Below are 18,632 nucleotides of genomic sequence, written 5' to 3'. Positions count from 1 at the left end.
AGATTGAGATGTCAAACATCGCTATTGTTTACTTCTCTAAGAGTGGAGCGACACGAGCACTCGCAAAAGCCATTCAAAGTGGCATCGAGTGTGCGCTCTATAGTGCCACTCTGTTTGAGATTGAGAGCTGTGATATTGAAGAGGGTCGTTACGTCAATAATCATTTACTTTCATCACTAAAGCATTTCGATGCTATTGTTTTCGGAAGTCCTACTTACATGGGTTCGGCCAGCGCTCAATTTAAGGCGTTTATGGATGCGAGTAGCGATGAATATGTCCAACTCAATTGGCGTAATAAGCTTGCCGCAGGATTTACCATGGGCGGTAGTCTCAATGGTGAGCAACAACAAACGCTGCTTGGTTTCTTTGCCTTAGCCTGCCAGCACGGTATGATTTGGGCAGGGTTAGATGTTTCAAAACACACAGATAACAAAGCTTTGAACCGCACAGGCTCCTCAATTGGCTTAGTGGCAAGCTACGATGACAATAAGCAAGTTCATCCTAATGACTTAGAAACTGCACATTACTTTGGTAGCCGAATTGCTGACTTAGCCCACCAACGTCGTCATCAAGTTATGTTAGAATAATAAAATCTATTCCCAATTTTCATCAAAGCGTATGCTATTAGAAGGCATTGAGACCTTACTTGTGCTCTCACAAGAAAAAACCATGAGCCGTACTGGCAGCAGGCTATATATCAGCCAGTCGGCAGTCAGTAAGCGAATAGCCAATCTAGAGAGAAAACTTGGTAAAAAGTTAATCGAGCCAGAAGGGAGGCAAATAAAATTGACTCCTGACGCCCTCTCTCTTATCGATCGTGTTGGTCCAAGTCTGCATGAGCTTCGCGGATTAATTGCTGAAGAGCAGACCCTTGATGATCAAACGATTATTCGCGTAGATTGTTCGGAAACCTTAGTGGCAGGTTATCTCAGTGAAGTATTTCCCACGTTGCTGCTTAAAGACCCATTCCTCACCATTACCACCAACCATACGCCCCGAATCATTGAACACGTTAAAGCTGGGGACGCGGCGATTGGACTCTGTGCAGGGCATCTTAATAGTCGTCTTGGCCTGCATGCTACCCATCTATTCAACGAACCGTTTCGAGTCGTGAGCCATCAACCGCTTACCACACCGCCCGCTAAACTCATCACTAACGACCTCAACAATCCGGCGAATACCTATCAAGCGGGCTTACTTCAACAAGCGGGTATTATTCCAAGCATGCAGATGGACTCCTATACTGCAGCAGCCCAGTTGGCAATCAAAGGTGTCTCTGCCGCTTTGGTTCCTTTATCAATTATAAAAACCCTTCACATTGATGAAGGGCTTTTCTTTGACTTCGATTTTCTTGCTACGTTGACACGTCCCGTGCACCTTGTTTATCGTCCTTCAGCACTGAAATTAGAACGAGTTAGAACAGTGATTGAAACCATTGAGGATGCTGTTCCCAAAGTAGCTTCAATGCCATGACCATTGACATGATCACAACCAATGGGCGGATGAATTTTTTCCCCTTAGATACAACGACCTTAGCTCCCATTCTGGCACCCAAAAAACCGCCAACTGCCATAACTAAGCCGATTTCCCAAACCGGTAAGCCTGCAATAATGAAAAAGATTAATGCGGCTAGATTGGAAGTAAAATTTAGTACTTTGGTTTTTGCTGTAGCGTGAACAATCGACAGTTGTGCGATGGCGACAAAACAAATGGTAAAGATAGAACCAGTGCCCGGCCCAAAGAAGCCGTCGTAAAATCCGACACCAGTACCTACAGAAAAGGCAAATAGGGTTTCTGACATCTTAGGTTTGCCACCGCCCTCTCCTGCTTGTGGAGCCAACAAAAAGTACAGAGAAATCCCGAGCAGTAAAACTGGAATCAAGCTAGTCAGCACCCCTGCATCAATATGCTGTACTAATTCAGCACCAACTGCAGATCCTATAAAAGTACATAGAATCGCAAGTCGCATTTCCTTGAGGTCAACAATACCATTGCGCACAAAATACCAAGTTGCCGAAAAGCTACCAAATGAGCTTTGCAGCTTGTTAGTTGCCAATGCTTGAGTTGGGGGAACACCGACAGACAGGAGAGCAGGAAGAGTAAGTAACCCACCACCACCAGCCATCGCATCAATAAAGCCCGCTAATCCTGCGACCAGGAATAGGAGTCCAAGAATTTCTATCGTAACTTCCATTATGCTAACTCAACGTGAAATATCGTCTCATTTTACTCGCGACAAATATCAACACTAGCGAAATCATGGATACAAACCTATTCCCTGGAGGAATTAATTAGAAGAAGTAACTTAAGCCGATATTGACGGCATTACCTTTATAAAACTTGCTTTGAGCTAAAGAGACATATTCTAATGACCCTTTAAGTTTATCCGTAAAGGAATAAGAGACACCGGCACCTCCCGAAAAATACCCTTTATTTTGACTACTTGCGGAATATTCTTTCGCAAAGTTGACCCCAGCTAAGGCGTAGATCGAAAAAGTGTCATTGAGTGGATAGCTTGCTTTGGCATAAATTTGCGACTGGTGCTGAGGCAAAGAACTTGAACGATTGACTGCATAGAAATATCTTCCCTCAAGGGCAAAATGCTGATTGAATGAGTACCCGGCCTGAAGTCCTAAATTACTAATATTGTGTGTCGATTTGTCAACGCTCTCATCCGCTGCTCGCACCGTACTATATATGGTACCTAGGTAAAAACCATCGTCAGACAAAGCTGAAAAAGATAATGTCATTGCCGCCATTGAGACGAATAAAGTATGTTTAATTTTCACTGCTAATTTCCTACGTTTTTATTAGAGGTAGGAATATAACGACTAAAATAATTATTTAAAAAACACTCTCTGAATAAAGAATGCGACACAAAAAAAAGCCCGCTCAAATAAGCGGGCAATGAGGTTGTCTAAAAGGCAGGCGCTAGTTCTGCTTCTTAGTTTTTATCTATTAAGCACTTTTTACTTGTGCATGAAGCTCTTGAACCGATGTCACTGTCGACTTTGCATCTGCGGTATGTGCCATACAGGTTGCAAACGCGGCATTTAACGTTGTGGTGTAGTTCACTTTCTCCGCTAGTGCACCTCGACGTAGAACTTTTGAGTCCTCAATCGCTTGACGACCTGCTGCCGTGTTAACGATGTAGGTGTACTCGTTGTTCTTGATACGGTCTAGGATATGTGGACGACCTTCGTGTACCTTGTTTACAAGACGAGGGTTGATACCTGCTTCACCTAAGATTACTGCCGTACCGTGTGTTGCATCTAGCTGGTAGCCAAGCTTAGTAAGCTTAGAAGCTAGGTCAACAACACGCTCTTTATCACCTTCACGAACAGACAGTAGCGCACGACCACCTTCAGGATAAACGTTGCCACAACCTAGCTCTGCTTTCGCATAAGCTTCAGCAAACGTCGCGCCGACACCCATTACCTCACCAGTAGAGCGCATTTCTGGGCCTAATAATGGGTCAACGCCTGGGAACTTATTGAATGGCAATACCACTTCTTTCACTGAGTAGTAAGGAGGAATAATCTCTTTGGTAAAGCCCTGAGACTCTAGAGATTGACCAGCCATTATACGTGCTGCGATCTTGGCAATAGGCGCACCTGTTGCTTTCGATACAAACGGAACGGTACGCGCTGCACGTGGGTTAACTTCAATCAAGTAAACCTTGTTGTCTTTCACCGCAAATTGTGTGTTCATTAGGCCGCGAACACCTAGTTCGAACGCCAGTTTTTCAACTTGCTCGCGCATGGTGTCTTGGATTTCTTGGCTTAGCGTGTAAGCAGGAAGAGAACATGCAGAATCACCTGAGTGAACACCAGCTTGCTCGATATGCTCCATAATACCACCGATAACGACACGCTCACCGTCACATAGTGCATCGATATCCACTTCAACCGCGTCGTCTAGGAAGCTATCTAGCAGTACTGGAGACTCGTTCGAAACGCTCACCGCTTCGTTGAAGTAGCGACGAAGGTCTTGCTCGTCATAAACGATTTCCATTGCGCGACCACCAAGTACATATGATGGACGTACAACCAATGGGTAACCGATTTCACGAGATTTCTCTACCGCTTGCTCCATCGTGGTGACGGTTGCGTTTTCTGGCTGTAGAAGACCAAGACGGTCTACTGCAACTTGGAAACGCTCACGGTCTTCTGCACGGTCGATTGCATCTGGGCTAGTACCAATTATTGGCACACCCGCAGCTTCCAGAGCGCGAGCCAATTTCAGTGGCGTTTGACCACCGTACTGAACGATGACGCCTTTTGGCTTCTCTACACGAGCGATAGCTAATACATCTTCCAGAGTGACTGGTTCGAAGTACAGACGGTCAGAGGTATCGTAGTCCGTTGAAACCGTTTCTGGGTTACAGTTCACCATGATGGTCTCGTAACCATCTTCGCGAAGTGCTAGTGATGCGTGTACGCAACAGTAATCAAACTCAATACCTTGACCGATACGGTTCGGACCGCCGCCCAAAATCATGATTTTTTCTTTATCTGTTGGATTCGCTTCACACTCATCATCATAAGAAGAGTACATGTAAGCGGTATCAGAAGAGAACTCAGCCGCACAGGTATCCACTCGCTTGTACACTGGGTGGATATCATATTGGTCACGTAGACGACGAATTTCGCTTTCCGCAACACCTAGAATCTTAGATAAACGTGCATCAGCAAAGCCTTTACGCTTCAGCTTATTCAACTCTTGCTTATCAAGACCAGCAAAACCTTTTGCTCGTAATTCTTGCTCTAGTTTCACAATCTCTTCGATTTGAACTAGGAACCAACGGTCGATTTGCGTTAGGTTGAAAACACCATCCACAGACAGGCCAGCACGGAATGCATCAGCAATATACCAAATACGCTCTGCACCCGCTTCTTTCAGCTCATGGCGGATTTTAGACAGTGCATCTGGTGCATCTAGGTCAACCATTTCGTCAAAACCAGTCGCGCCAACTTCTAGACCACGAAGTGCTTTTTGTAACGACTCTTGTTGGTTACGACCAATCGCCATTACCTCGCCAACAGACTTCATCTGTGTCGTTAGACGGTCGTTAGCGCCAGCAAATTTCTCGAAGTTAAAACGAGGAATCTTAGTTACTACGTAGTCGATAGTTGGTTCGAACGATGCAGGAGTAGCACCGCCCGTGATGTCGTTCATTAGCTCATCCAGCGTGAAGCCAACGGCCAGTTTCGCAGCAATCTTCGCGATTGGGAAACCTGTTGCTTTAGACGCTAGTGCAGAAGAACGAGATACACGTGGGTTCATCTCGATGATAACCATACGACCATCTTTCGGGTTGATACCAAACTGTACGTTAGAACCACCAGTTTCAACGCCAATCTCGCGCAGTACCGCTAGAGAAGCGTTACGCATTAGCTGGTATTCTTTGTCTGTTAGTGTTTGCGCTGGTGCAACCGTGATTGAGTCACCCGTGTGGATACCCATTGGGTCAAAGTTTTCAATCGCACATACGATGATACAGTTGTCCGCTTTATCACGAACCACTTCCATCTCGTACTCTTTCCAACCGATAAGAGATTCATCGATGAGAAGCTCGTTAGTTGGAGAAAGGTCTAAACCACGGCGACAGATTTCTTCGAATTCTTCTTTGTTATATGCGATACCACCACCGGTACCACCCATAGTGAAAGAAGGACGAATGATACAAGGGAAACCCACCATCTCAAGAACGCCATAAGCTTCTTCCATGGTTTTAGCAGTATCAGCACGCGGGCACTCTAGGCCGATTGACTTCATCGCTTTATCGAAGCGAGAACGGTCTTCTGCTTTATCAATCGCATCAGCTGTTGCGCCAATCATTTCCACACCGAACTCTTCAAGAACACCATGCTTTTCTAGGTCAAGTGCACAGTTCAGTGCTGTTTGACCGCCCATTGTTGGTAGTACAGCATCTGGACGCTCTTTTTCGATGATTTTACGCACTACTTCCCATTGAATAGGCTCGATGTACGTTGCATCTGCCATATCAGGGTCAGTCATGATGGTCGCTGGGTTCGAGTTCACAAGGATAACTCGGTAACCTTCTTCGCGTAGCGCTTTACACGCTTGTGCGCCAGAATAGTCAAATTCACAAGCCTGACCGATAACAATTGGGCCAGCACCAAGAATTAGAATACTTTTAATGTCAGTACGTTTTGGCATTCTCAACTACTCCGAATTACGCTTTGTGTTTTTTAATCAGTTCAATGAAGTGGTCAAACAATGGTGCAGCATCGTGTGGACCTGGGCTTGCTTCAGGGTGACCTTGGAAGCTAAATGCCGGCTTATCTGTGCGGTGAATACCTTGTAGCGTGCCGTCAAATAAAGATTTATGCGTCGCACGTAGACTTTCTGGTAGCGTCGCTTCGTCAGCCGCAAAACCGTGGTTTTGTGATGTGATCATCACAACATTACGAACTAGATCTTTAACTGGGTGGTTCGCTCCGTGGTGACCAAACTTCATTTTTACAGTTTGTGCACCAGAGGCTAGAGCCAAGATTTGGTGACCAAGACAGATACCGAAAATCGGCAGTCCATTATCTAAGAACACTTTTGTTGCTTCGATAGCATATGTACAAGGTGCTGGGTCACCAGGGCCATTTGATAGGAAAACACCATCTGGGTTAAGTGCCAGCACTTCTTCTGCTGAAGTTTGTGCCGGCACCACGGTTAGGCGGCAGCCGCGGTCAACGAGCATACGCAAAATGTTGCGTTTTGCACCGAAGTCGTAGGCAACAACATGATATGGCAATTCACTGTCGTCTTTCGCTTCAGGAAGTCCACCCTCAAGCGTCCACGAACCCTGTTTCCATTGATACGTTTCTTTTGTTGTAACCTCTTTCGCAAGATCCATACCTTTCAAGCCAGGGAATTCTTTTGCTTTAGCCAGTGCTAAAGCTTCATCTAGATTGTCGCCTGCCACGATACAACCGTTCTGAGCACCTTTTTCACGAAGAATACGAGTCAGTTTACGAGTATCAATATCAGCGATACCGACGATGTTTTGTGACTTGAGATAGTCAGAAAGGGATTGTTCGTTACGGAAGTTTGATGCGATAAGAGGAAGATCGCGAATCACAAGGCCTTGTGCATGGATTGCTGAAGACTCTTCGTCTTCTTTATTAGTACCAGTATTGCCAATGTGAGGATAAGTAAGAGTTACGATCTGCTGAGAATAGGAAGGATCAGTGAGGATTTCTTGGTACCCCGTCATCGAGGTATTAAAAACAACTTCACCAACGGATAAACCATCTGCTCCAATGGAAATACCGTGGAACACTGTCCCATCTTCTAGGACTAACAGTGCTGATTTACTCAAGACAACCTCCGGAATAAAAATGCATAAATTTTAAATTAAATTGCAAATCTGCCTTCCTCTTCGCTATAAATAAGCGCTTTTAGGTAGTTCAGACAAATTGGCGGTATTCTAATGATGACCGTGACAAGTGTCAATAACCGCTGAAAAATAAAATTAAATTTTATTGCCATTGAGCATTTTTTTACTCTAAACCCTCAAAAAACCACATTTCAAGAGTGAAAATCAACCAGTTATGAATTCACATAGTTTTTCTCGCTAGCAAAGCGAACCAGAGCGCTGCATTTTTTCACTCAATACCACGCAAACGTTAACCGAGACGAGTTAACATAAAAAAATGCGCAGCAAATACATTTTTTTCACCCAAAGGCATAAAACACACATATAAATACATTTATTTTGTACAATTATTGTGTTTTTAGTCGAATTAGAGAAGTCGTACCCTATTCCTTGCTCAGGCTCTATGATTAAGAATAATTATGTAAAATGACTGAGCTTTTAGATTCCTTTCTAAGAGATATAAAAAAAGCGCCAATTGGCGCTTTTTTTAAATGTTATCGAGACCGAGTACTTCAGTCATTGTATAAAAGCCCGCGGGCTTGTCATTGAGCCACACCGCCGCTTTGACAGCACCATTGGCAAACGTCATCCGATCGGTTGCTTTGTGGGTAATTTCAACACGCTCACCTATATCGGCAAACATCGCGGTATGTTCACCAACAATGTCACCCGCTCGAATCGTTGCAAAACCAATTTCATCACGACCACGTTCACCAGTAATGCCCTCTCTAGCATACACAGCAACGTCACTTAGATTATTACCCATAGCTCCTGCAATGGCTTCTCCCATACCAATAGCTGTACCTGATGGAGCATCTACTTTATGACGGTGATGCGCTTCAACAATTTCGATATCACAGTAATCGCCCATCACTTTTGCCGCTTTCTCTAGAAGCTTAAAGACTAGGTTAACCCCAACACTGTAATTTGGTGCCATTACAACAGGCACAGACTGAGCCGCATCATCAATGATGGCTTTCTCTTCTTCACTAAAGCCTGTTGTGCCAATCACCATTTTTTTGCCATGTTGTTTGCATAGCTCAAGATTCGCAAGGGTACTCTTTGGCGCTGTGAAATCGATAATGACATCAAAATCATTGATGGACTTATGAAGGTCATCCACCAAAGCAACATCGAATCGTCCTTCACCACATAGTTCGCCAACATCAACACCGACTAAAGAAGATTCTGGACGCTCAGAACCTGCGCCCACCTCAGCCTGTTTGTTGTGAAACGTTGCTTTCACTAGGTTGCGACCCATACGGCCCGCTGCTCCTGCAATCGCAATTCTTACCATTGCGCTATTCTCCGTTATTTATGTTGTTACCAATGTAACGTAAAGACACTAGGGCTACCAGAGTCGGTATGGATTTTAGCGGTATTTTTCGACCACTTTGTCGAGGATAGGAATATTCGCCTCTGGGAACGTGTAATTCGTGAGGTCGGCAATACTGACCCAACAGCCTTCCTGCCCTTCTTTTCCATAAGGCTGATTGTCAAAAGCGAGCACAGACACAAAGTCGAACTCCAATGATTTATCAGGATAGTCATGAAGAAGATGCTCAAATAATTCAAATTCTGTGACTTTAATATCAATCTCTTCAAACAATTCGCGAGTAATCGCTTCTCCAACAGATTCTCCTGACTCCACCTTACCTCCAGGAAACTCCCAGAATCCCCCTTTATGAAGGTTGTCTGGACGTTTGGTAATGTAGATTTGCGTTCTATCTTGGTTAAAGATGATCGCCGCCACAATATGGACTCGCTTCACTTTTTCCCCTCACGTATTACTCAGATTGACTCATTTATTTGGACTAAAAAAAGAGTCGCATAATGCGACTCTTCATTTTTACATCACGGTTTAATTAATCTTACCATGGCATTGCTTATATTTCTTACCAGAGCCACAAGGACATGGCTCATTACGTCCTACTTTACGCTCTTCGCGAACCATAGGCTGCTGAGCACTGCCTGCAGACTCTTCGGAATGATCGGCAAGTTGATTCTCTGCTTCCGCATGCTGAGCTCGGGCTTTCGCTGCTGCCGCTTCAGCTTGCGCTTGACGCTGAGCTTCCATTCGCTCGACTTCTTCTTGCTGTTGAACTCGCACTTTAGAAAGTATGGAGATCACATCAAACTTCAATGAATCTAGTAACTGCTCAAATAGCTCAAATGACTCACGTTTGTACTCTTGTTTCGGATTCTTCTGAGCATAGCCACGAAGGTGAATACCTTGACGTAAATGGTCCATAGCCGCCAAATGCTCTTTCCAAAGCGTATCGAGAGTTTGCAACATCACTGACTTTTCGAAGTTACGAAGAACTTGAGCACCCACTGTTTCTTCTTTCTCTTTGTAGATAGCAACAGCGGTATCAAGGATCTTCTCTCGTAGCGCTTCTTCGTAAAGCTTGTCATCTTCAGCAAGCCAAGCTTTGATGGGTAGCTCTAGATCGAAATCATTCTTGAGGCGTTCTTCTAGACCTTCAACATCCCACATATCGTCTAGAGATTGAGGTGGGATGTACTCATCGATAACCGTAGTGAACACGTCGCCACGGTTATGCTCAAGCATTTCACTGATATCTTCCGCAGTCATCAATTCATCGCGAAGCTCATAGACCACTTTACGTTGGTCATTCGCCACATCATCAAACTCAAGCAACTGCTTACGAATATCAAAGTTACGGCCTTCCACTTTACGCTGCGCTTTTTCGATAGAACGCGATAGCATCTTACTTTCAATCGCTTCACCTTCGTCCATACCACTTTGGATAAGACTTGCCATACGATCAGAAGTGAAAATACGAAGCAATTGGTCTTCCATGGATAGATAGAAACGAGATGAACCCGCGTCACCTTGACGACCAGAACGGCCACGTAACTGGTTATCGATACGGCGAGATTCGTGACGTTCTGTACCAATAATGTGTAAACCACCAGCAGCAAGAACTTGATCATGAATCACTTTCCATTCTGCTTTAATCGCGTCAATTTGCTCTTGAGTCGGCTCAGAAAGCTGTTCAACCTTAGATTGCCAGCTACCACCCAACACGATATCGGTACCACGGCCGGCCATGTTAGTTGCGATGGTGACTGCGCCTGGCGTACCTGCTTCAGCAACAATTTCTGCTTCGCGTTCATGGAATTTCGCGTTAAGAACGTTGTGTTTGATCTTCGCCTGTTTTAACGCATTAGATAGCAGCTCAGATTTTTCAATCGAAACCGTACCGACAAGAATAGGCTGGCCTTTTGCACTGCGCTCTTTGATATCTTCGATAATGGCGTTGAATTTTTCAACTTCAGTACGATAAACCACATCAGCCATATCATCACGAACCATAGGCTTGTTGGTTGGAATAACCACTGTCTCTAGGCCATAGATAGACTGGAATTCAAACGCTTCAGTGTCTGCAGTACCTGTCATGCCCGACAGTTTTTCGTAAAGACGGAAGTAGTTCTGGAATGTAATAGAAGCGAGAGTTTGGTTTTCGTTTTGGATCTTAACGCCTTCTTTTGCTTCAACAGCTTGGTGAAGACCTTCCGACCAACGACGGCCTGGCATTGTACGGCCAGTGTGTTCGTCAACGATAACAACTTCACCTTGCTCGTTAACGATATAATCTACGTTCTTCTCAAACAGAACATGAGCACGAAGAGCTGCGTTCACATGATGTAGTAGGCTGATATTGGTTGGTGAGTAAAGTGTGTCACCCTCTTCCATCAAACCGTTTTTGATCAGTAGTTCTTCAACAAACTCTTGACCCGTTTCAGTTAAGTGAACTTGTTTCGATTTTTCATCAACCGTGTAGTGACCATCACCACGGTATTCTTCGGAATCTTCTTGATCTTGTTGTTTCAGTTGAGGGATCAGTGTATTGATTCGAGTGTATAGATCTGAACTATCTTCTGCTGGACCTGAGATAATAAGAGGAGTACGAGCTTCATCAATTAAGATTGAGTCCACTTCATCGACAACAGCAAAGAAACGCTCACGCTGAACTCGATCTTCAACACGGAACGCCATGTTGTCACGTAGGTAGTCAAAACCGAATTCGTTGTTTGTTCCGTATAGGATATCAGCTTGGTACGCTTCTTTCTTTTCTTGTGGATGCATGTTTGGCACGTTGACGCCGACAGTCATTCCAAGGAATTCAAACAGAGCGCGGTTTGTCTCAGCGTCACGTTTTGCTAGATAGTCATTCACGGTGACGATATGAACGCCTTTGCCCGGAAGAGCATTTAGGTAAGCTGGCAAGGTTGCGGTTAGTGTTTTACCCTCACCAGTACGCATCTCTGCGATTTGACCTGAGTTCAACACCATACCACCGATAAGCTGAACGTCGAAGTGGCGCATACCGAAGACACGTTTAGACGCTTCACGAACTGTAGCAAATGCCTCTGGTAGAAGGTGGTCTAGGTTTTCACCTTTGTCCAATCGCTCACGAAACTCTACTGTTTTTGCTTTTAATTCTTCGTCAGACAATGCTTCGAATTGTGGCTCGTAGTTATTGATCTGCTTTACGATTTTTCTTAGTCGACGCAGTGTTCTGTCGTTACGACTACCGATGACCTTTGTCAGTAGGTTAGTAATCATTGTGTTTTTATTCTCTCTACCATTAGATCATATCGACCTATTAAAATTGCCTTCCGTCTCGACTAGGGTCTATTGTCCTAACTGAGATAAAATCTATACCAACTGATATTGAGTTCAAGCTGTTAAATTTCAAGGCAGATAAACCAATTAATGGCACATAGTTTAAGGAATTTTTGCCCTAACAACCAAGCTTCAATACAAACTAACCGTAATTAGTTTGATGTGTTTGGAAGTTTTGTCATATCAAGCTATTTTCAAGGCTGCATTGTGGCGGATATTTCTAGCCGGAGATAGCCACTGCATACATTAAAATTGAAAACTTAAACTGCACGGTGAATCTTCTATCAATCGCTTGCTCTTAAGATCGCAAAGATCCTAACCAGATCTTTGCCACTTCAGAACTCATCTCAAACAGGCAATAAACGGCCGCATCGCTTTTGGCAGACATAAAAAAACCAGACTCTAAGTCTGGTTTTTCAAATGCTAGCAAGGGTAATTATGCAAGTACCATGTTTGGCTCTGCAAAAGCCACTGGCGAGCCTGCTTGCTCTTCAAACGTTGCCCATTCCCACGCTTCTTGGTCTGCTAGTACAGTGCGAAGCAACTGGTTGTTTAGACCGTGCCCTGATTTATACGCCGAAAACTCACCGATAATCGCATGACCAGCCATATATAAATCGCCGATCGCGTCTAACACTTTATGAGTAACAAACTCGTTATCAAAACGAAGGCCTTCTTCATTCAAAATACGGTAGTCATCTAACACAATAGCGTTGTCAAAGCTGCCACCAAGTACTAAGTTCTGAGACTGTAAGTACTCAATGTCACGCATAAAGCCAAATGTACGAGCTCGAGAAATATCTTTGATAAAGCTCTGAGATGAGAAATCAAACTGCAAGCGCTGTTCGTCAGCATCAATCGCAGGATGGTTAAACTCAATCTCGAAATCCATACGGAAACCGTTGTATGGACGAAGCTCTGCCCACTTATCACCGTCTTCGAAACGCACAGGTTTCTTAATACGGATAAAGCGTTTTGCTGCATTCTGAGTTTCGATGCCTGCTTGTTGTAGCAAGTATACAAACGGGCTTGCACTGCCATCCATAATAGGGATTTCAGGCGCATCGACCTCAACGATGATATTGTCGATACCCATGCCTGCTAATGCTGCATTTAGGTGTTCTACTGTTGAGATACGAACACCTTCATCATTCACTAAAGCAGTACATAGCATAGTGTCGCGCACAGAAAGAGGATCCGCAGGGAAATCCACAGGCGGATTCACGTCAGTACGACGGTAAACGACACCAGTATTAGCAGCCGCTGGACGCAAAGTTAGTGTTACTTTACGGCCAGAGTGGAGACCCACTCCTACAGTAGTCACTATTTCTTTAAGCGTACGTTGTCTGATCATCTACAAACCTCTTCTTCAACGCTACAAATCACGGTTGATTATGTAAGCAACCGCGAATCCTACCAGATTTTTGAGCTGTGTCAAATTTAAGCGAACAGCTTAGTCTGCTTGACGGCGTAAAAATGCTGGAATATCTAGGTAGCCACTTTCCTTTTCAGGTTTTGGTGCAGCACTGGTATTCGCGCCTGATGCTGGTGCATTTGAGCCCGAATGACTTGGCGTATTCACCTCAGCCTTGCCCTGCTTATTTGCATGCAAAGTTTGTGCCACTTTATCTTCAACTTTTGCAGCTGGAGCTTGTGTTTGCTGTTGCGGCTGACTTGCTGTCACTGGTGTTTTGCCACCTGCTACCAACGTGATGTCAGGCTTACGTTCGTTGCCAATACCTGTAGCAACAACAGTAACACGAATTTCATCACTCATATCTGGGTCTAGAGATGTACCGATAACCACTGTAGCATTATCAGAAGCAAATGCTTTGACTGTGTTACCAACCGTCTCAAACTCATCTAGACGCATATCTAGGCCAGCAGTAATGTTCACAAGAACACCACGTGCACCAGCTAGATCGATATCTTCTAGTAGCGGGCTAGAAATTGCCATTTCTGCGGCCTCTTCTGCACGGTCTTCACCTTTAGCAACCCCACTACCCATCATCGCATGACCCATCTCAGACATCACAGTACGTACGTCCGCGAAGTCGACGTTAATCATGCCCGGGCGAGTAATTAGCTCAGCGATACCTTGAACAGCATTCTTAAGAACATCGTTCGCACTTGCAAAGGCTTCTAAAAGAGTGACACCACGACCGAGTACTTTAAGTAGCTTTTCATTTGGAATAGTGATTAAAGAGTCTACGTGCTTTGATAGCTCTTCAATACCCTGCTCTGCAAATGCTAGGCGCTTTTTACCCTCGAAGCTGAATGGCTTTGTTACCACTGCTACCGTAAGGATACCCAGTTCTTTTGCTACTTCAGCAATAACTGGAGCTGCACCGGTTCCGGTACCGCCACCCATACCAGCTGCGATAAACACCATATCGGCGCCAGTAATGCTTTCTTTAATTCTTTCTTTATCTTCGAGAGCTGCATCACGTCCAACTTGTGGGTTTGCACCCGCACCCAAGCCTTTTGTAATATCGCCGCCGATTTGAATGACGTGACTAATACTCGTTTTGCGAAGTGCTTGAGCATCCGTGTTCACACTAATGAAATCAACCCCTTCGATTGATTCACGAACCATGTGTTCTACAGCGTTACCACCGCCACCGCCGACTCCAACTACTTTAATGACTGCTTCGTCAGACATTTCCATCATCGGTTCAAACATTTGTTATCTCCGTTTTCCTGCAACTCAGGTTAAAACTCTTTTTGTATCCAATTACGCAACTTTCCAAAGATTGTCGACACCGATTGACGTTTTGGTTCGTTATAATCATTGTCGTCATTGATCTGACTGTCTCTTGCGTAATGAAGTAATCCAACGGCCGTAGAATGATACGGTTCCTTTACATAGTCCGTTAAGCCGCTCACCTCTAGAGGTTTGCCTACACGAACCTGGTTACGAAAAACGCGTTCTGCGCATTCCACAACCCCTTCAATTTGTGCTGCGCCGCCCGTTAAGACTACGCCTGCTGCGAGATGATGTTTTACACCATTCTCTCTTAGTTTAGCTTGAACATTATCAATGGTTTGATTTACCAGTCCCATTAATTCTGTATAGCGTGGTTCTATCACTTCAGCCAATGTTTGACGTTGCAAACTACGAGATGGTCGACCACCAACACTTGGAACGTTAACGGTATCATCTTTGCTCACTAGTTCACTTAATGCACAACCATACTTTACTTTAATTTCTTCTGCATCACTAATAGGCGTACCAAATGCAAATGCAATATCACTGGTAACGGCATTGCCGGCATAGGAGAAAACTTCGGTGTGTCGAAGTGCGCCACCAGTCCAAATGGATACATCCATTGTTCCCGCGCCGATATCAACCACACAAACACCAAGCTCTCGTTCATCTTCAGTAATAACCGCATTACTAGAAGCCAATCCAGAGAAAACCAACTGTTCAACTTTCAGTCCACAACGTTCAACGGCTTTGATAATGTTTCTTGCCATATCATTGTGACAAGAAATCAGATGAACGCTCACTTCCATTCGAACACCAGACAAGCCAAGCGGGTTCTTAATCCCCTCTTGATAGTCTATGGTAAATTCCTGAGGAATCACATGAAGAATACGTTGTTCGTCACCAATTTTTATGGATTTCGCGGTATGAATCGCCCGATCCATATCATCTTGTGACACTTCTTCTTCGGAAATGGTTCCCATGCCTTTTTCAATTCGACTCGCAATGTGCTTGCCTGAAAGAGAAATAAATACATTGCTAATCTGGCATTCTGCCATCAATTCAGCTTGATCGATCGCACGCTGTACGGATTTAACCACTGACTCTAGGTCGTTTACACCGCCTTTATCCATGCCTCGAGAAGGACTGGAACCAGCGCCAATAATATTGACCTGACCGTCGGGTAATACTTCACCGACCAAGGCAGATACTGTTGCAGTGCCTATATCAAGACCGACAATAATATTGTCATCCGTGGTCTTCGTCATCTGTACTCTCTTTGTTATAAATATTTCAATTTCCAGCGAACAATCTTGTTGCTCAATGTCCAAACTGAACTTAGGTATCGATAAACTGCTTTACCGATACGTAATACCAGTCATCCTACTTTGTTATGTTCTGTCTGACTGGTTTCCGCTTCTTCCGGAAACCACCCTACAGCGGCACCAGTATCATACCGTAGATCGATATAACTGATTTTTGATACTTGATCACCTAGCTTTCGATAAAGAGAAATAAAACGTTCAAGACGTTCTTGCCTAGAATCTTTACCTAATTCTAATCGAATGCCGTTGTCTAAAATAACTTGCCAAGCGCGGCGCTCATTCAGCACCAATGAAGAGATAGATAGACCTAAAGGTGCCAACTGCCCATTGCTGTCGCGGTAAGTTTGAAGCACTTGCAACTCTGTCCCTTTCGGGCCATAGAGTTTTACTTTTTGCTCTTCTATTTCAGACACGTCACCACTAAACACAACACCGTTGTTATCTAGCATATCAATACCATTCCAAATGGCACTAGCTTGGTGTTCAGTTAGAAAGACTTTTACTGTATCTGGCCACTGTTTACGCACGGAGGCCTGAGACACCCACGGGATCTGCACGACGCTTTGCTGCAACACATTAATGTCTTGAGACGCAAAGGTGCCTATGTGTTCAAGGTTAGCAAACGCGTGTTGCACATCCTTGGCGGTTACATGAGTCAAATCGCCCTGTAACACTATCTTTGATAAAGGAAGGCGCTGGTCATCCCACATCCAGCTAATGGTGGAGTAAAGTGTTGAACCTATTACGGTGATCACAGCCAATAAAAAAACCGCCCCGACCCCATGTTTAGATAACAAGGTAATTCGACGCGTTGATTCTGCACTGCTCTCTGAAGTTTCAGTCAAACTCTTTGGCCCTTTATTAACTTCTCTTCGCCTGTCCTTAAGATAGTGGAATAAGAGTCTAATCTAATATTGTTAACCTTAGGATTATACTAATGAATATCAAACTATCAAACACTGAACCTAAGAAATATCGGCTTTTGCACATTGAAATAACAAAAATGTTCGACTCAGCGATCAAAATTCTCGATAGCTTAGTCGAACAGTTAAGTTTTTTGCTAGTTGAACGGACGTTAGCTATTCTGCATCTGCTTAATATCCAACTTCATTTGCTCAAGCTTTCTGGCTACTTTACCGATATCACCAGCGCCTTGCGTCAGAAGAAGGTCGCCTTCTTGCAAAAGATTCGATAAAACCGATGGTAACGCATTCACATCTGGAACAAAAACAGGATCCAGCTTACCTCTTGTACGAATAGTACGACATAGTGAACGGCCATCCGCTCCGGCAATTGGTGCCTCACCTGCTGAATAGACATCCAGCATCACAAGAACATCGACCTGTTCAAGAACATTGGCAAAATCGTCATATAAATCGCGAGTACGGCTATAGCGATGCGGTTGGAAAATCATCACCAAACGCTTATCTCCCCAACCATTGCGTGCTGCTTTAATCGTTACGTCAACTTCTGTTGGATGATGGCCATAATCATCCACTAGCATCACGTTACCATTGCCTGTTTCAAAATCCCCAAGATGCTCAAAACGTCGTCCCGTTCCTTCAGTTCCAAGCATAGCGTTTACAATAGCTTCATCATCAATGTTATCTTCCGTCGCAACGGCAATCGCAGCGGCGGCATTCAGGGCATTATGCTGACCCGGAATATTCAGAGTAATCGCTAAGTTCTCTCGGTCTTTTCTGACAACCGTGAACTTACCTTGCTGGCCTTCTTGTCGGTAGTTTTCGATTCGCACATCTGCATCCGCAGAGAAGCCATAAGTGATCACTTGACGGCTAACACTTGGAATCAATTCACGCACTACAGGATCATCAACACACATCACCGCTTGACCGTAGAATGGCAGGTTATGTAAAAAATCGATAAAGGTTTGTTTTAACGTATCAAAGTCACCACCATAGGTATCCATATGGTCTGCTTCAATATTGGTAACAATACTCACCATAGGCTGCAGATGGAGGAAAGAAGCATCACTTTCATCCGCCTCAGCAATCAAGATTCGGCTTGAGCCTAGTCGAGCGTTAGTGCCAGCACTTTTCACCAAACCACCATTAACGAAGGTTGGATCCATACCCGCTTCCGAGTAAATCTGCGTAACCAGTGCCGTCGTCGTGGTTTTTCCGTGTGTACCAGCCACAGCAATGCCGTGTCGAAAACGCATCAGTTCCGCCAGCATTTCAGCGCGGCGCACTACTGGAATTCTTAGCTCTTTTGCAGCCACTAGCTCTTGGTTTTCTGGGTCAATAGCGGTAGAAACCACCACCACACTTGCGTTTTCAATATTACTTGCATGGTGACCAATATAGACCGTGGCACCTTTTTGAGTTAGACGTTCTGTCACAGCGTTTTCAGCAAGATCTGAACCGGTAATCTGATAGCCTTCATTAAGCAGTACTTCGGCGATACCACTCATGCCAGCGCCACCAATTCCAACAAAGTGAATACACTTCACTCGTCTCATTTCAGGTATCAGGGCACGTATTTGTGCTAGGTCTTGAGTATGTTGCTGTGTCATGGATTAAATCTCGT

General features: G+C 44.5%; 14 protein-coding genes. 2 read left to right on the top strand and 12 right to left on the bottom strand.

Annotated features, from left to right (window positions below; genetic code table 11):
- The first annotated feature begins 2 nt into the window (after positions 1-2).
- Together VTH8203_RS02795 and VTH8203_RS02790 are read left to right on the top strand one after the other, a co-directional pair.
- A complete protein-coding gene (locus VTH8203_RS02795) occupies positions 3-587 on the top strand; it encodes a flavodoxin family protein (RefSeq protein WP_208617712.1) in 585 nt (194 codons plus the stop codon).
- A 31-nt stretch (positions 588-618) separates the two neighbouring features.
- Entirely contained in the window at positions 619-1,473 is an 855-nt protein-coding gene (locus VTH8203_RS02790) for a LysR family transcriptional regulator (protein ID WP_096992269.1), read from the top strand.
- Here VTH8203_RS02790 and VTH8203_RS02785 read toward each other — a convergent pair.
- From VTH8203_RS02785 to murC, 12 genes are all read right to left on the bottom strand, one after another.
- Positions 1,415-2,194 carry a TSUP family transporter gene (locus tag VTH8203_RS02785; protein ID WP_006072885.1) on the bottom strand — a complete coding sequence of 260 codons (780 nt, stop codon included), beginning with the start codon at positions 2,192-2,194 and terminating at the stop codon, positions 1,415-1,417. The genes VTH8203_RS02790 and VTH8203_RS02785 overlap by 59 nt on opposite strands.
- 97 nt (positions 2,195-2,291) lie before the next feature.
- Entirely contained in the window at positions 2,292-2,789 is a 498-nt protein-coding gene (locus VTH8203_RS02780; protein ID WP_096992268.1) for an outer membrane beta-barrel protein, read from the bottom strand.
- Between the two features lie 169 nt (positions 2,790-2,958).
- Positions 2,959-6,183: a carbamoyl-phosphate synthase large subunit gene (gene carB, locus VTH8203_RS02775; RefSeq protein ID WP_096992267.1), complete on the bottom strand. Its 3,225-nt coding sequence runs from the start codon at positions 6,181-6,183 to the stop codon at positions 2,959-2,961.
- A 16-nt stretch (positions 6,184-6,199) separates the two neighbouring features.
- On the bottom strand, positions 6,200-7,339 hold the full coding sequence (carA, locus tag VTH8203_RS02770; protein ID WP_096992266.1) for a glutamine-hydrolyzing carbamoyl-phosphate synthase small subunit: 1,140 nt from the start codon (positions 7,337-7,339) through the stop codon (positions 6,200-6,202).
- A gap of 544 nt (positions 7,340-7,883) precedes the next feature.
- Positions 7,884-8,693 (bottom strand): 4-hydroxy-tetrahydrodipicolinate reductase, encoded by an 810-nt coding sequence (dapB, locus tag VTH8203_RS02765; protein WP_096992265.1) that lies wholly within the window; start codon positions 8,691-8,693, stop codon positions 7,884-7,886.
- 75 nt (positions 8,694-8,768) lie between these two features.
- On the bottom strand, positions 8,769-9,167 hold the full coding sequence (mutT, locus tag VTH8203_RS02760) for an 8-oxo-dGTP diphosphatase MutT (protein WP_096992264.1): 399 nt from the start codon (positions 9,165-9,167) through the stop codon (positions 8,769-8,771).
- Positions 9,168-9,257: 90 nt separating this feature from the next.
- The gene (gene secA / locus VTH8203_RS02755; protein WP_096992263.1) at positions 9,258-11,990 is read right to left on the bottom strand and encodes a preprotein translocase subunit SecA; all 2,733 of its coding nucleotides are present in this window, start codon (positions 11,988-11,990) and stop codon (positions 9,258-9,260) included.
- A 496-nt stretch (positions 11,991-12,486) separates the two neighbouring features.
- Entirely contained in the window at positions 12,487-13,404 is a 918-nt protein-coding gene (gene lpxC, locus VTH8203_RS02750) for a UDP-3-O-acyl-N-acetylglucosamine deacetylase (protein ID WP_096992262.1), read from the bottom strand.
- 99 nt (positions 13,405-13,503) lie between these two features.
- Positions 13,504-14,733 (bottom strand): cell division protein FtsZ, encoded by a 1,230-nt coding sequence (ftsZ, locus tag VTH8203_RS02745; protein WP_096992261.1) that lies wholly within the window; start codon positions 14,731-14,733, stop codon positions 13,504-13,506.
- A 29-nt stretch (positions 14,734-14,762) separates the two neighbouring features.
- Positions 14,763-16,025 (bottom strand): cell division protein FtsA, encoded by a 1,263-nt coding sequence (gene ftsA / locus VTH8203_RS02740; RefSeq protein WP_096992260.1) that lies wholly within the window; start codon positions 16,023-16,025, stop codon positions 14,763-14,765.
- A 110-nt stretch (positions 16,026-16,135) separates the two neighbouring features.
- Positions 16,136-16,927 (bottom strand): cell division protein FtsQ/DivIB, encoded by a 792-nt coding sequence (locus VTH8203_RS02735; protein ID WP_096992259.1) that lies wholly within the window; start codon positions 16,925-16,927, stop codon positions 16,136-16,138.
- A 230-nt stretch (positions 16,928-17,157) separates the two neighbouring features.
- Entirely contained in the window at positions 17,158-18,618 is a 1,461-nt protein-coding gene (murC, locus tag VTH8203_RS02730) for a UDP-N-acetylmuramate--L-alanine ligase (RefSeq protein WP_096992258.1), read from the bottom strand.
- Positions 18,619-18,632: the final 14 nt, after the last annotated feature.

The organism is Vibrio thalassae (assembly GCF_900089835.1).
GTDB classification, from domain to species: Bacteria; Pseudomonadota; Gammaproteobacteria; order Enterobacterales; family Vibrionaceae; genus Vibrio; species Vibrio thalassae.
This window is presented reverse-complemented; position numbering and strand designations above follow the sequence as displayed.